General features: G+C 69.4%; 14 protein-coding genes. 6 read left to right on the top strand and 8 right to left on the bottom strand.

From position 1 onward, the window contains the following. Positions 1–240 precede the first annotated feature (240 nt). Both D7V80_RS41860 and D7V80_RS21345 read left to right on the top strand, forming a co-directional pair. Positions 241–390 carry a hypothetical protein gene (locus tag D7V80_RS41860; RefSeq protein WP_158616675.1) on the top strand — a complete coding sequence of 50 codons (150 nt, stop codon included), beginning with the start codon at positions 241–243 and terminating at the stop codon, positions 388–390. Positions 391–1023: 633 nt separating this feature from the next. Beyond that, the gene (locus D7V80_RS21345) at positions 1024–1311 is read left to right on the top strand and encodes a hypothetical protein (RefSeq protein ID WP_120589902.1); all 288 of its coding nucleotides are present in this window, start codon (positions 1024–1026) and stop codon (positions 1309–1311) included. 38 nt (positions 1312–1349) lie between these two features. On the opposite strand, the gene lepB is transcribed toward D7V80_RS21345, so the two are convergent. Further along, positions 1350–1841: a signal peptidase I gene (gene lepB / locus D7V80_RS21340; protein ID WP_233585590.1), complete on the bottom strand. Its 492-nt coding sequence runs from the start codon at positions 1839–1841 to the stop codon at positions 1350–1352. A 159-nt stretch (positions 1842–2000) separates the two neighbouring features. Here lepB and D7V80_RS21335 point away from each other — a divergent pair, with 159 nt between their 5' ends. Together D7V80_RS21335 and D7V80_RS21330 are read left to right on the top strand one after the other, a co-directional pair. After that, on the top strand, positions 2001–2231 hold the full coding sequence (locus tag D7V80_RS21335; protein WP_120589900.1) for a hypothetical protein: 231 nt from the start codon (positions 2001–2003) through the stop codon (positions 2229–2231). 166 nt (positions 2232–2397) lie between these two features. Next, positions 2398–2943: a DUF488 family protein gene (locus D7V80_RS21330; protein ID WP_233585589.1), complete on the top strand. Its 546-nt coding sequence runs from the start codon at positions 2398–2400 to the stop codon at positions 2941–2943. A 25-nt stretch (positions 2944–2968) separates the two neighbouring features. On the opposite strand, the gene D7V80_RS21325 is transcribed toward D7V80_RS21330, so the two are convergent. Continuing rightward, entirely contained in the window at positions 2969–4063 is a 1095-nt protein-coding gene (locus tag D7V80_RS21325; RefSeq protein WP_120589898.1) for a thioesterase domain-containing protein, read from the bottom strand. An 8-nt stretch (positions 4064–4071) separates the two neighbouring features. Then, entirely contained in the window at positions 4072–4506 is a 435-nt protein-coding gene (locus tag D7V80_RS42310; RefSeq protein ID WP_199738782.1) for a hypothetical protein, read from the bottom strand. A 12-nt stretch (positions 4507–4518) separates the two neighbouring features. Here D7V80_RS42310 and D7V80_RS42305 point away from each other — a divergent pair, with 12 nt between their 5' ends. Continuing rightward, positions 4519–4926, top strand: a complete 408-nt coding sequence (locus tag D7V80_RS42305; RefSeq protein ID WP_199738780.1) for a hypothetical protein — start codon at positions 4519–4521, stop codon at positions 4924–4926. A 1096-nt stretch (positions 4927–6022) separates the two neighbouring features. On the opposite strand, the gene D7V80_RS21315 is transcribed toward D7V80_RS42305, so the two are convergent. From D7V80_RS21315 to D7V80_RS21295, 4 genes are all read right to left on the bottom strand, one after another. After that, complete coding sequence (locus D7V80_RS21315; protein WP_233585588.1) at positions 6023–7291, bottom strand: alanine racemase; 1269 nt, start codon at positions 7289–7291, stop codon at positions 6023–6025. 537 nt (positions 7292–7828) lie between these two features. Beyond that, the gene (locus D7V80_RS21305) at positions 7829–8161 is read right to left on the bottom strand and encodes a hypothetical protein (protein WP_120589896.1); all 333 of its coding nucleotides are present in this window, start codon (positions 8159–8161) and stop codon (positions 7829–7831) included. Between the two features lie 62 nt (positions 8162–8223). After that, positions 8224–9021, bottom strand: coding sequence for an alpha/beta fold hydrolase (locus D7V80_RS21300; RefSeq protein ID WP_120589895.1), 798 nt, complete (start codon positions 9019–9021; stop codon positions 8224–8226). Between the two features lie 10 nt (positions 9022–9031). Beyond that, positions 9032–9973, bottom strand: coding sequence for a sigma-70 family RNA polymerase sigma factor (locus tag D7V80_RS21295; protein ID WP_120589894.1), 942 nt, complete (start codon positions 9971–9973; stop codon positions 9032–9034). A gap of 161 nt (positions 9974–10134) precedes the next feature. On the opposite strand from D7V80_RS21295, the gene D7V80_RS21290 reads away from it, so the two are divergent. Continuing rightward, the gene (locus D7V80_RS21290; protein ID WP_120589893.1) at positions 10135–11847 is read left to right on the top strand and encodes a GAF domain-containing sensor histidine kinase; all 1713 of its coding nucleotides are present in this window, start codon (positions 10135–10137) and stop codon (positions 11845–11847) included. Positions 11848–11904: 57 nt separating this feature from the next. On the opposite strand, the gene D7V80_RS21285 is transcribed toward D7V80_RS21290, so the two are convergent. After that, on the bottom strand, positions 11905–12886 hold a 982-nt coding region (locus D7V80_RS21285), incomplete at its 5' end, for a DUF4082 domain-containing protein (protein ID WP_120589892.1).

Raw genomic sequence — 12886 nt, 5'->3', positions numbered from 1 at the left:
TGCCGGTAGGAGTCGTCCCGGATTCCCCCGCGCACTTCCACCACACCTTGTTGCCCAGCGCCGTGACGGCCCCGCCTGCGTGCGTGTCCCACGCAGAGCCCGGCCTGCGCAGGGGCCGGCAGCACCAGGCGGGCCAGGTCGTCCACGCCCACCTTGGGCAGCGGCTGGGTGCGGTCCTTGCCCAGGGAGCCGGCCATTCCGCCGAACCGCTTCTCACAGAGCGCCGTGTAGAAGGCCAGGGTGAGCAGGCTCCGGAGTTCGTCACGGTCCGCGATGGCGGCGAAGTGCGCCGAGTTCGCCCAGGTGTTCGCGCAGGTCCGGCTCGCGGTGTACAGCGCCCTGCGGGGCGCGTCGGTGAACATCGTCTGGATGAGGTCCGGCTCGGCGTAGAACTGCCGCAGGTACAGATCCACGTTGCACTCCGCCAGCCGCGCCCCCAGTTCCTTCTTCACGAACCTCTTGGCGTGGAGCTCCGTCTGCACCCACTCGGCGGCTGTCTTCGACTTCGAGCCCCAGGCGTTGGTGATCATCGAACGGGGGCATGCGCGCAGCTCCAGGGCAGGCAGGCCGTCATCATGCCTGAAGCCTCGCAGGCGGTCCCCTCCGCGTGAGGACGCGGAGGGGACGGTCGCGCTCAGAGCATCTCGCAGGAGTAGAGGGTCATGGACTCGCACCACCAGCCGGCGCACCTGGCCCCCCGGATGAAGTGGTTCGCGGGCGCGATGAAGGTGGACTTGAACTCGGCGATGGGCGCCGACCAGTAGCAGTTGCCGGCGGTGCGCCCGGAGATGGGCGTACCGATGACCGATACCCGTCGTGCGGGCCCCCTGTGACTGGCTGCGCATGGCGCGCGAAAGCCCGGGTATTTCATCCCCGCCGACGCAGTTCAGCACACTGCCCGGGCGGAAAGTTACCCAATAGCAAACATGAAACCCGGGGGCGCCAGATGCGGCAATGACATTCATTTACTTGTCAGGGGAAGCGGCTCACACTGGCCGGGCCCCCCCCCTGATTGGAGCAAGCATGAGCAAGCGGACGAAGTTCCTGCTGATGGTCTCGGCTGTCCTCTCCTTCGCGCCCACGGCGGCGCTGGCCGGGCCCCCCCAGTGCATTGAGGTCTGTAACTACGCTCTATGCCACGACCTCTGCAACATTGGTCCCGGCTATTGGGTGACGTGTGGTGAGTACTACGGCACCGGTTGCCTGACCGCGCCGGCCGAGCCCTCCGAGCCCACCGCCTCCGTGTCCGCTGACGAGGCCCGCCAGGCCGAGGACGCTTCGCTGACCTGTAGCGAGGAGAACCCCGTCTAGCGAAACCCCGACGGGCAGTTCGCGGGGCGCTGTGACATTCACAGCGCTCCCATCCGCGCCGGTGGCCAGAAGCGCAGCCAGGCCCGGCCGGTGACGGAGCGCATGGGCAGGACACCCCAGACATGCGAGTCGCTGCTCCCGTTCCGGTTGTCCCCGAGGACGAAGAGCCTGTCCTCGGGCACGCGCGCGGGCCCCCACTCGTAGGCTGGCGCCTGCGCGACGTAGGGCTCCTGGAGGAGCCTGCCATCCACGAACACCTGTCCACCGTGTACGCGAACCTCCTGTCCCGGCAGGGCAATCACCCGCTTGATGGACGAGTGCCCTGAGAGATCGCCGGAGCGTACGAGCTCGGGAGGCGGCTCGAAGACGACGACGTCCCCAGCCCGCGGTGGATGGAGGCGGAAGGACAGTTTGTCCACCACCAGCCGGTCCCCCACGGCCAGCGTCGGCATCATCGAGCCGGAGACGATGTGGTGCGGCTGGACGACGAAGCCGCGCAAGAGCAACGCCATCACAAGCAGTGAACCCACCCAGATGAGCCTTCCTCGCGTGTGGGAGGGGGAGACCTGTCCGTGAGTGCTCATGAGTCCGAACTTACTCGCTTGGGTGATTCGTGAAAGTCCATACACTCGCCCATGGGACGGACCTTGGACCGTCCCAGGTCAAACAACCACGACGAGGGAAGCTGGATGAAGAAGACCTTGAAGATGGGGCTCATCGGATTCGTGATGGGAGCTGCCGTGGCTGTGGGAAGCGCGACGTTGGGCTCGGAGGAGACTGTCGCCGCTCCCTGCTGCTCGTTGTGTGACGACTGGGCTGAGACGTGCTCGTTCTACAACTGTAACGGCGACCCGGCATGCGAGGCGAGCTGCGAGCAGGATGAGACGCTCTGCTGGGAGCGGTGCAACTACCGCTGCTGAGCCCCAAGGCATTGAAGAACGCCTGAAATGACGACGGGCTGGGGACAGCAAGGTCTCCAGCCCGTTTTCATTGCCCTCCCCGGGCGGAGGGATGCCTTGTCGGGCGCGGGCCCACGTCCAATATTGAAGGGACTGAACCCCGCGGGCCTGAGGACAGAGGATGGGGATGCCAAGGCGGGCGCGAGGATGGGGCGGCGTCCAGGTGTTCGCGCTGGGCCACTCCACGCGCACCATCGAGGAGCTGGTGGAGATGCTGTGGGTGAACGGCGTGCGGACGCTGGTGGACATCCGCACGGTGCCGCGCTCCCGCACGAACCCGCAGTTCAACGTGGACGTGCTGGGAAGGACGCTGGCACGGGTGGGGGTCGAGCACCTGCACCTGCCGGCGCTCGGCGGGCTGCGGCGTGCGCGCAAGGACTCGCCCAACGCGGCCTGGCGCAACCTGAGCTTTCGCGGCTACGCGGATTACATGCTGACGGAGGACTTCGCGCAGGGACTGGAGGCGCTGCGCGAGGTGGCGCTGCGGGGGCCGGTGGCCCTGATGTGCGCGGAGGCGCTGCGCTGGCGCTGCCATCGCTCGCTGGTGGCGGATGCGCTCTGGGCGCGAGGCGTCCCGGTGACGCACATCACGAGCCCCACCCGCGTGGAGCCGCACCGGCTCACCGCCTTCGCGCAAGTGCGAGGGCGGCAGGTGCTGTACCCGGCGACGTAAAGGCAGCTCAGGACTGGCTCGCCGCCTACGACACCCGTGCCTCCGCGATGGCGGCGCGGAGCTCGTTCGCCACCTCCTGCACGTGCGGCTCGGTCAGCAGCGAGACGTGGTTGCCCTGGACCATGCACAGGCGCAGCGGTTGGGTCGTGAGGTCCTCCCACCCCTCGGTGACCGTTTCGCAGAACTTGCTGTCGTTCGCGCGCAGGAAGGTGATGGGCCCCCGGAAGCGTTCGGCCGGCACGTAGGCGGAGTAGCTGGCGGCGCGATAGAGCGCCAGGATGTGCTCGATGCGCGCGTCGGGCTCGTCCGGTGGATAGGCCCCGTGCTTCCTGGCGAGATCCATGAAGTGCGTGATGCGCTGGCGTGGGTCGAGGGCACGCAGCTCGTCGCTCTTCAGCCCGACGTCTACGTCGAACCAGTACCGGAAGCCCGCCGCGACGATGGAGTAGAACTCGACCAGGTCGTCCAGGAAGGTCTCGTTCGGCATGCGGAGGCTGAGATTGGCGGGCGACCAGGCGTCGCACACGGCGAGCACGGCCACCTGTTCCCCTTTGCGTTGAAGCTGCAAGGCCATCTCCAGCGCGACCATGCCGCCGGAGCAATGGCCTCCCAGGAGATAGGGGCCGCGCGGCTGCACGACACGCATGGTCGCGATGTGGTCGGCCGCCATGTCCTCGATGCGCTCGAAGGGCGGGCGCTCGCCATGGAGTCCGCGGGACTGAAGGCCGTAGAGGGGCTGATCCGGCCCCATCCAGCGCGCCAGCGCATAGGCGTTGAGCGGGGCCCCCTCCCCTCCCGGCAGGAAGAAGAAGGGGCGCTTCGAGCCGTCTGGCTGGAGCGGGATGAGGGGCTGCACGTTGAGCTTCCGGGACCGCGCGCGCAGCAGGCAGCCGAGGCGCTCGATGGTCGGCGCCTCGAGGAACGCCTCCAGGGAGAGCGGGGCATTGAACCGCGCCGAGATCGCGGCGAGGACGGCCTCCGCCCCGGCACGGTCGCCGCCAAGGTCGAAGAAGTCATCCTGCATCCCGATTCCGAGAGCATCCCGGTGCAGGCGGTTCGCCCAGATCCTCGAGACTCGCAGCTCGTAGGCGTCCCGAGGGGGGAGATAGCGCTGGGGCATGGTGTTTCTCACGGATGTGCGAGCTCCCGCGAAGCGAGGGCGTCTGTGGATGGGAGTGCGCCGAAGGGCACCCGAGGGCTGGAGAGTTCCTGGTCGCGCATCCGGCGCTTGACCTGGATGGGCAGCGCGCCGGAGGCCGCTTCGCGCGCGAGCACGCTCGCGATGAGGTGCGCGACGCGCGACCCGTGGCAGTACCCATGGATGGCTGCCCGCTGGCGCGACTGGATGGCGGGGTCCACCGCACGGCGCAGCGTGGCCAGCGCCCGATCCGGCTCGCCACCGAGTGTGTCGACGAGCACCGGCAGCGGCGAGTCCCGGTGCGTCGCGCACTGGCTGGCATACAGCCGCTCGAGCTGGAACGCGTAGAGCGCGCGCTCCATGGCCACCTCCGCGGTGATCGCGTCCACGGTGCCGTCCGTTCCCACCAGGGGGTCGGGCGGCATGAGCAGGGGGGAATGCCGTTCACCAGCGCGGCGCCGATGCTGCTCAGGCCCGGGCGGCAGACGAAGGTCGCCTGGGGCTTGGCGGCCAGGGCCCGGAGGAACGTGCTCCAGTGCTCGTCGATCCACCCGAGCAGCGTCACGTTCCCGGGCCGCGAGCGCTCGAGTTCGAGCGCCAGCCACGCGCGATCCTCCGCGCTCCCGCCCGCGAACAGGAAGTGCACCCCGTCCATCCTCGCCGCCATCGCCAGCATCGCGCGCCAGTGCCGGCGGCTGCAGGTGGAGAAGCCGTTGCCCTGCGACACGAGCACGACGCCGCGCGAATCCCTCTGGGTGAAGAGGTGTTGGAGCGCTGGCGAGCGCTGGGCCAGGACGGCCCCGGCCCGCTCCGCGGCCTGCTCCGAGGAGAGCGCGCTGGCCTGACCGAGCGGCGGGATGACCACGTAGGGCTGCCGGCCCGACTCCAGCGACAGCCAGTCGCGCCAGTTGATGGCCTGATACCAGAGGGTGCCGCTCTCCGGCACGGCGGCCATGAGTTCCCGGCTCGAGGCCTCGAAGTCGACCGAGGGGTTGCGCCGCGGCTCGATGCCCGACGCTCGCAGCGCGTCCCTCAGCTCGCGCCGCGTGTGGACCGCTGGAGCGGACGCGGCCACGATTCCGGCCATTCCCGGCGCCGTCGCCTCGTCCGTCTGGCGAACCCGCTGGCGGAGCCAGCCGAACTCCGCGAACGCGTACCGGACGGCGTGCAGGGGGACCTCCTTCCGCTGCGCATGCTCCGCGAGCTGGTGAAGGATCCAGGTCTCCGGCCGGCAGTCGTTCACGATGGCGGCCGCGCCCGCGCTGGCCCGGGCCAGCTCACGGTTGGCCGCGAGCCACAGGAGCGCGGCCTCGCGGTTCAGGAGCTCCGGCCGCGAGACGTTGGCGACGTCGTCCGGCGTGACGGTCCCCGACTCCGCGTCGCTGTAGTGGAGCGGAACGACGTGGAACCCCGCGACATCCCCGACCTTCCGGCGCGCGTATGCCGCGTCCTCCTGCCGGCGGATCGCCGCGGTGAACGGGATCGGATCCGGGAGCCTGGCGAGGGCGCCATGCACGGCCGGCACCCAGCCCGTCGTGTGCCCGAAGGATTGCGCGACGTACAGCACGCTCGTGGGAGCCGACGCGCGGTGGGCCTCCACGCGGAAGCGGCCCGCGAGCCTGGGATCCGGGCCCGTGACATAGAGCGGCGCCTGCTCCTCCAGCAGCGACATGCCATCGCGTGGGACGAGGATCGCCAGCCGCGCATCACGATCCGAGATCAGGATGCTGTCCAGGCCGGCGAACAGGGCGTACGCCGCCGTCCCCTGGGCAGGCAGCGCGGCCTCGAGCGCCAGGAGTTTGCCGGCGACGGCGATCCGCGGCGGTTCCCCCGGCGCGAGATACGTCACTTCGATGCGCCCGTGCGAGAGCGCGACGACAGCGCCCCTCAGCACGCAGGACGGCTCGTCCCGCAGCGGGTGCGCCAACAGGGACCGGGCGTTCATCGGGAGGCGTCGTTCGCGGCGAGGTCGCGGTCGATCATGTCTTCGTAGGTCTCCGCGCGACGGGCGAGCGTCGCGCGGCCCTCGTCCAGGATCACGATGCCGGGCTGTGGGAAGCAGAAGGAGTTCGAGAAGGAGACCAGGTAGGCCCCCGCGTCCATGACCGCGAGCGTGTCCCCCACGCGGAGCTGGGGGAGCTCAATCTCCTTCCGAAGGCGGTCCATGGGGCTGCAGGTGGGGCCGTCGAGGGAGTACGTCTGGCTGGAGGATTCCCCCCATCGCTCGACGTGGAAGATCTCGTGATACTCGCGGTGCAGGATGTGAGCGATGTTCTCGCCGGCATCCAGGATGGCGTGCGCGGGTCCTGCTCCGGCCGCGTTGAGACTGCTGACCTGGCAGAGCAGCAGCTGGGTGTTCCCGGTCATCGCGCGTCCGGGCTCCAGGAAGATGCGAGGCGCGGGACGGCCGGCGCGACGGAAGTGGGCCTCGACCCTGCCGATGAGCAGCGCCAGGTACCGTTCAATCGAGAGCCTCTGCTGGACCCGCTCCGCGAGCGGCACGGGTGAGTCGTTGAGAGGCAGCACCGTCGGGACCGCGAGGCTCCCACCGAGGTCGAGCATCTCCACGTCGAGCCCGAGCCGGTCGTGCAGCGTGTCGCAGAACTCCAACACCTCTTGAACGAAGCGCTCCAGCGTCTGGGCATCCTCGATGGCCACGCCCCGGTGCGCGTGCAGCCCGACGACCCGCAGCGAGGGGTGCATCATCGCCTCCTCGTAGGCCGCCAGCGCCCGGCCTCCGGCGATCGGGATGCCGAACTTGCCGGACCAGCTGTCCGAGGTGGCCACGCGCATGCCCACCCGGGGGCGCTTCCCGAGCTCCGCGGCAGCCGCCGCGACGAGCGCGATCTCCTCGCGATGGTTCAGGTGGGTGAGCAGGAGATCGCTCTGGACCACCGTGCGGGCCACGCTCGCCGTCTTGCCCGGACCGTTGTAGATGATCCGGTCGGGCGCGACTCCGAGCCGCTGGGCGAGCCACAGCTCGTACGGAGAGACGACCTCGGCTCCGACCCCGAGTTGTGACAGCCGCTGGAGCACGGCGGGAATCGGATTGGTCTTGTACGAATAGAAGATCTCGGCGCCCCGAAGCCGGCCCTCGGGCGTCTGCTGGAAGCGCCGGACGTTCTCCGCGAGCCGGGCGCCATGGACGACGAAGAGCGGGCTTCCCCAGCGCTGCGTCAGGCTCGCGAGCGACCTTCCCTCCAGGCACAACCCGCCTTCGGCTCGCGTCAGGCCCCATGTCCCTGGATGAAGGGGCCGTGCGGCTCCAGCTGCCCCAGGCATGCCCGCTTCGGGAGCAGCGACGGATTGTATTGGCGAACCCAAACCCTTCGTGAAGGCCGTGGTGTTGTTCGAGCGAGCGGTGTGGGACGTGGACACGAAGAATCCTTCTGAGCCGTGGGTGCGTTCACCTGAAACATCTGGGTGAGACAGCAGGGCCCGTGCCATCGCCGGGAGCACTGGGGGGCGCCTCGGGAGCACCGGCGGATACACCCCGGCTGACATGTCACTGACGTGGCATTGACGTGTCAGCGCGCTCGGTCACCGGTGTGACGGCGCAGGCAGACTGCGGCTCGGCCACATGTTGCCGTCCTCGCGGGGCCGGTGACGCACATCACGAGCCCCACCCGCGTGGAGCCGCACCGGCTCACCGCCTTCGCGCAAGTACGGGGGCGACAGGTGCTGTACCCGGCGACGTGACGTCGGGCCAGGACCCATGAGCCGCCCCTCAAGCCGGCGCGGAAGTGCTCAGTCGATGACGGGGGGCGGCAGCGCGCCGCCGCAGCCCCGGTTCATCTCGCAGAAGTTCAAGGGGCCATACCCGATGCAACACTCACTGGCGCTGGTTCCACACGCGACGCCACACTTCGGACGGCAATCCGCGGTGCGGCTGCTCGCCGAGGGATAGACACAGACGCCGTTGCCCCCATTGCAGAGTGAATAGGGCGCGGCCCCCACGAGACAGACGTTGATGGCGTCCTCCCTGGACGCGAGCTCGGCCGGCGAATCCACCTCCGCCTCCGTGCCACCACAGCCCACCAGCAGGACAGCCGCGAACAACCCCTTGAGCATCTTCGACATGGTTCCTCCCAGGAATCGTCTTCGTCGACGAGGCTCCCATCCTACGAGGCGCCCTCCCCCACTCAAAGATTGACAAGAAACTCCTCCAGCCCTCGGGCGAGCGCCTTGGGGTCGACGGCGTGCGTCTGTCCTTCCAGCGTCCGGTGACGTGCGCTGGGAATGGCCTGTGCCAGGGTCTGGATCGCCTCGCGCATCCAGGCCGGGCTCGCACCTCCATCCATGACGAGCGTCGCCGCGCGGACGGCCGGCATCTGCTCGAGCCGCGAGGGGCCGCGGGCCGTGATGAGCAGGTCGTAGCTCAGCGTGTGAGCGAGGTGCTCGAGCCCCGCCCACATCGGCGCCTTGCGCATCTGCGCGACGGCGGGCTCGGGCAGCTGCATCACCTTCGTGAAGTACAGCTCGACGGCCTCCGAACGCCGATTCCCCCTGGCTGCCTCGTCGAGCTGTGTCGCGAGCGCTTCAAACGCCCGGGCCCGGTCCGCATCGAGGATGACAGGAGGCTCGTAGACGACCAGCTTCGGGATGGAGAGTCCGCGAGCCGCGGCATCGAGGGCCAGGAGGCCCCCCGACGAGTTGCCGAACACGGCGGCGGATCCTCCGGCGGCGGTGATGAGCGCCGCGAGGTCCTCCACTTCCAGCTCGGGCGAATGGGGCGATGTGTCCCCGCTGTCCCCGCGACCGCGCCGGTCATAACTGAACACGGTGAAGCGATGGGCCAGCAGGGCCGCCAGCGGCGTTCCCGAAGTCGGCGCCGTGCGGTCGCAGAACGCTCCGCCCACCAGGATGAGCGGTGGACCCTTGCCGGTGGTCTCGAACGCGATGGACGTTCCATCCGCGGACGTGACGGTGTGGCTCTTCATGGCAGCTCCTTCAGTGCGAGGCAGCAGGCTGGTAACCGTGCGTGCGGAAGGGGACATCGAGCTCCCGACAGACCTCGGTCAGGACCTCGGGCGCGTGGTAGTAGTTTCGCAGCCGCACGATGCGGTCGCCGTCCAGCTCGACCCGCACGACGGCGTGCACTTCGTCTCCCGACCACCAGAGGAAGAGCGATTCGCCGCGGTGCGCACGGAGCTCGCAACGCGGCGGATCCACGAGCACGTAGCCGCCCTCGGGACAGCCGAAGAGCGTTCCCCTGAACGAGCCGTCCCGGACCGCCTGGGCCCCGGATTCAATCTTGAAGCCCGGGTACTCCAGGGTCGCCGTATCGAGCAGGAGCGCCGTGAGCCGGTCGAGGTCCCGCGCGTTGAAGGCATCGCAGAAGGCGTTGAGGACGGCGGGAGCCACTGGCGCCGGCTCATCCGGTTCCGGCGTCACCAGCTTCGCCCGCCCCCTGTGCAGGGCGGCCTTGATGGCTCCGGTCGTGGTGGAGAGCGCCTCCGCGGTCTCCTCGAGTGACAGCCCGAAGGCATCCTTGAGCACGACCGCGGCTCGCTCTTGCGGCGACAGCTGCGAGAGCAGCGTCCCCGCGGCCTCACGCGTCGCGCGAGGCTCGGCGCGCGTCACCGGCTCCGGGACCTCGAAGCCGTCGGGGGCCGGTACCTCCCGCGCCTGCCGCATCCGGTTGAGCCACAGGTTGCTCGCGACCCGGAAGAGCCACGCTCGCGGGCTGCGCGGCGGCTCCGCCATGATGCCGAGACTCGCGAACGCCCGGGCCATCGTCTCCTGGGCCATGTCCTCGGCATCCCAGGGGCTGCGCGTCAGCTGCCGGCAGTACCGGTAGAGGTCCGGGCGGAGTGGCTCGTAGGTATCGAGAAACCGGCGCCAGGACGCCCTGACGGAGTCTCCCAGCGGGCCTTGTGACTGAGTGCTCATGCCGGAGAGACACGCGATGGGCGGAAAAAGATACGGGATGACGGTGTTGGGTGTGTTGGGCGCTCCCTCGACTGTTCCCTTGAGGTCAGGTCGGCGAGGTTGCTCCAGACCTGGGGACTCGGGCCGTAGCATCAATGGATACCTGCCTTTGGATGAAACCCATGCCCGACCAGCCTCTGCCTGCCACGCTCCCCTCCTCCTCCGACGAGCAGCTTCAGCGAGCGTTGCGGCGGCTGGAGGAGTACGAGCGCTCCGAGAAGGTGATCGCCACGGCGGGCATCGGCCGTTGGTCCTGCGACCTGTCTCAAGCCCACCTCGTCTGCGACGCCATCTGCCGCGTGCACTGCCACCTGCCCCCGGACGGTGAGGTGACCTCCGCCCACCTCCAGGAGCGCATCCACCCGGAGGACCGGGAGCAGGTGTGGGACGCGGCGCGGCGCGCGCTGGAGGAGCGGATGCCCTTCGAGCTGCGCTTCCGGATCCACCCGGACAAAGACGCCCCCATCAAGTGGTTGCACGTCACCGGCTCCGTCTTCCACGACGCGGCAGGACGCGCGCGGCACTTCGAGGGCATCACGCGAGACATCACCCCCGAGCGGCAGCTCGAGGAGTCCCTGCGCCAGACGCTCATCGAGAAGAACGACTCGCTCCAGAACCTGGAGCTCATCAACAGCACGGGCCAGGCGCTGGGCGCGGAGCTGCAGCTGGAGAAGCTGGTGCAGGGCGTGACGGACGCCGCCACCCAGCTCTCCCGGGCCGCGTTCGGCGCGTTCTTCTACAACGTGCTGGATGAGCGGGGAAAGGCATACATGCTCTACACGCTCAGCGGAGTGCCCCGGGAGGTTTTCGCGAAGTTCCCCATGCCGCGCGCGACCCGTGTCTTCGAGCCTACCTTCAAGGGCGAGGGCATCATCCGCAGCGACGACATCACGAAGGATCCACGCTACGGCCACAATGCCCCTCACCGGGGAATGCCCGAAGGCCACCTCCCGGTGCGCAGCTACCTGGCGGTGCCCGTGATCTCGCGCTCCGGTGAAGTGATTGGCGGGCTGTTCTTCGGCCACCCCACCCCCAGCGTCTTCACCGCGCGCGAGGAGCGGCTGGTGGCGGGGCTGGCCGCACAGGTCGCCGTGGCCATGGACAACGCCCGGCTCTTCCAACGGGTGCAGGAGGCCGTCACGTCGCGGGACACCTTCCTGTCCATCGCCTCGCATGAGCTGCGCACGCCCATCACGTCCATGAAGCTGCTGTCGCAGCACATGCGCAAGCGCATCCACGCCAACGACCCGGCGGCCTTCACCCCGGAGCGCGTCACCCGGATGGTGGAACAGACGGAGCGCTCCATCGACCGGCTCGCCCGGCTGGTGGATGACATGCTGGACATCTCACGCATCGCCGCGGGCCGGCTGCAGCTGCACCTGGAGCCGGTGGACCTGGGCGACGTCGCGCGCGATGTGATGGACCGCTTCGAGCAGCAGCTCACGGAGGCGGGCCACGCGCTCACGGTGCGGCTCGCGCCCGGGCTGGTCGGGCGGTGGGATCGGATCCGGCTGGAGCAGGTGCTCGCGAACCTGCTGACCAACGCCCTCAAGTACGCGTCCGGGACGCCGCTCACGGTGAGCCTCACGGCCCGGGATGACCACGCCGTGCTCGAGGTGGAGGACCGCGGGCCCGGCATCGCGCCGGAGCATCAACACCGCATCTTCGAGCGCTTCGAGCGGCTCGGCAGCGCCAGCGAGGTGAGCGGGCTTGGCCTGGGCCTCCACATCGCCCGCCACATCGTCGAAGCGCACGGGGGGCGCATCCACGTGCGGAGCTCCTTGGGCGACGGCGCCCGCTTCTTCGTCGAGCTGCCGCTGGCATGCCCGAGCTGAACCTCGCGCTCAAGTGCATCGACTGAGCGGGAACGCTGAGAGGGCCCTCTTCCGACTTCAGCGAACGCGGAAGACGGGCTCCACCCAGTAGTTGGAGCTCTCCCAGCTCTGCGTGGGGAAGGTGCCCTCGGGCCCGTAGGCGAAGACGCCACCATCCGCCTCCACGTGCAGCGGCTGGGCGTAGTGCGAGATGACGAAGGCCTGTGACGTCACCGTGTAGCCACCCGCCGGCGCGTAGTACGACACGGTGTACGCCGTGTTCTCCTGCACGGCCACGTCCGGGTACAAATCCACCGTCTGCCAGCCGCTGCCCGGCCCGCCCTCCCCCACGAAGAGGCCCGTGGCCAGCAGGACGCCCTGCGCGTCCCACAGGTGCACCACGCGCTCCTCCAGCGGCGCGCCAGGGTCCCGGTAGAAGCGCACGGCGTCGACGATGCCCGGCACCTCGCTCTTGAAGCGCACCCCCACCTCCACGCCGGCCGTGTCGTCGGACGCGAAGACGCCGGAGGGCGCGGGCGTCTGCCACAGGCTGTAGGCGGTGGGCGCGGGCGTCACCGTGGCCCGGTAGGACGCGGCGCTGGTGCCGTACGTGTTGGACGCGCGCACCTGGTAGAAGTACGCGACGCCATTCATGGCGGAGGTGTCCAGCCATGCCGTCCGCGTGAGGCCTGACGCCACCGGCTGGTAGGGCCCGGCCTCCGAGGTGGCGCGCAGGACCGAATACGTCTGGGCCCCCGACGCGGCATCCCAGCGCACCGCGGCGGCGTTGTTGCCGGGATAGGCCCGCGCGAACAGCGGCGTCTCTGGAGGCGCCAGCTTGACGAGCGGCTCCACCCAATAGTTGGAGTGGTTCCACGTCTGGGCCGGGAAGGTGCCGCTCGGCCCGTACGCGTAGACCCCGCCGCCCGCGGGCACTGACAGCACCCCGGCGCTGTAGCCGCTGGCGAAGAAGCCCTCGGTGACGGTGTAGCGCCCCTGGGGAGCGAAATAGGAAACGACGTAATCGGTGCCCGCCGCCAGGGGGATGTCTGGGTAGAGG

It is taken from the genome of Corallococcus sp. CA054B (genome assembly GCF_003611625.1).
GTDB lineage: Bacteria > Myxococcota > Myxococcia > Myxococcales > Myxococcaceae > Corallococcus > Corallococcus coralloides.
The sequence above is the reverse complement of the archived record's forward strand: the minus strand, read 5'-3'. Positions and strand labels throughout refer to the sequence as shown.

What these genes read in the sequence shown, in the direction of transcription:
- D7V80_RS42305 (WP_199738780.1), top strand. Translation starts at nt 4,519, where the DNA reads ATGCCGTTCACCAGCGCGGCGCCGATGCTGCTCAGGCCCGGGCGGCAG.
- D7V80_RS21295 (WP_120589894.1), bottom strand. Translation starts at nt 9,973, where the DNA reads ATGAGCACTCAGTCACAAGGCCCGCTGGGAGACTCCGTCAGGGCGTCC.
- D7V80_RS21290 (WP_120589893.1), top strand. Translation starts at nt 10,135, where the DNA reads ATGCCCGACCAGCCTCTGCCTGCCACGCTCCCCTCCTCCTCCGACGAG.
- D7V80_RS21300 (WP_120589895.1), bottom strand. Translation starts at nt 9,021, where the DNA reads ATGAAGAGCCACACCGTCACGTCCGCGGATGGAACGTCCATCGCGTTC.
- D7V80_RS21325 (WP_120589898.1), bottom strand. Translation starts at nt 4,063, where the DNA reads ATGCCCCAGCGCTATCTCCCCCCTCGGGACGCCTACGAGCTGCGAGTC.
- D7V80_RS21335 (WP_120589900.1), top strand. Translation starts at nt 2,001, where the DNA reads ATGAAGAAGACCTTGAAGATGGGGCTCATCGGATTCGTGATGGGAGCT.
- D7V80_RS21345 (WP_120589902.1), top strand. Translation starts at nt 1,024, where the DNA reads ATGAGCAAGCGGACGAAGTTCCTGCTGATGGTCTCGGCTGTCCTCTCC.
- D7V80_RS42310 (WP_199738782.1), bottom strand. Translation starts at nt 4,506, where the DNA reads ATGCCGCCCGACCCCCTGGTGGGAACGGACGGCACCGTGGACGCGATC.
- D7V80_RS21330 (WP_233585589.1), top strand. Translation starts at nt 2,398, where the DNA reads ATGCCAAGGCGGGCGCGAGGATGGGGCGGCGTCCAGGTGTTCGCGCTG.
- D7V80_RS21305 (WP_120589896.1), bottom strand. Translation starts at nt 8,161, where the DNA reads ATGTCGAAGATGCTCAAGGGGTTGTTCGCGGCTGTCCTGCTGGTGGGC.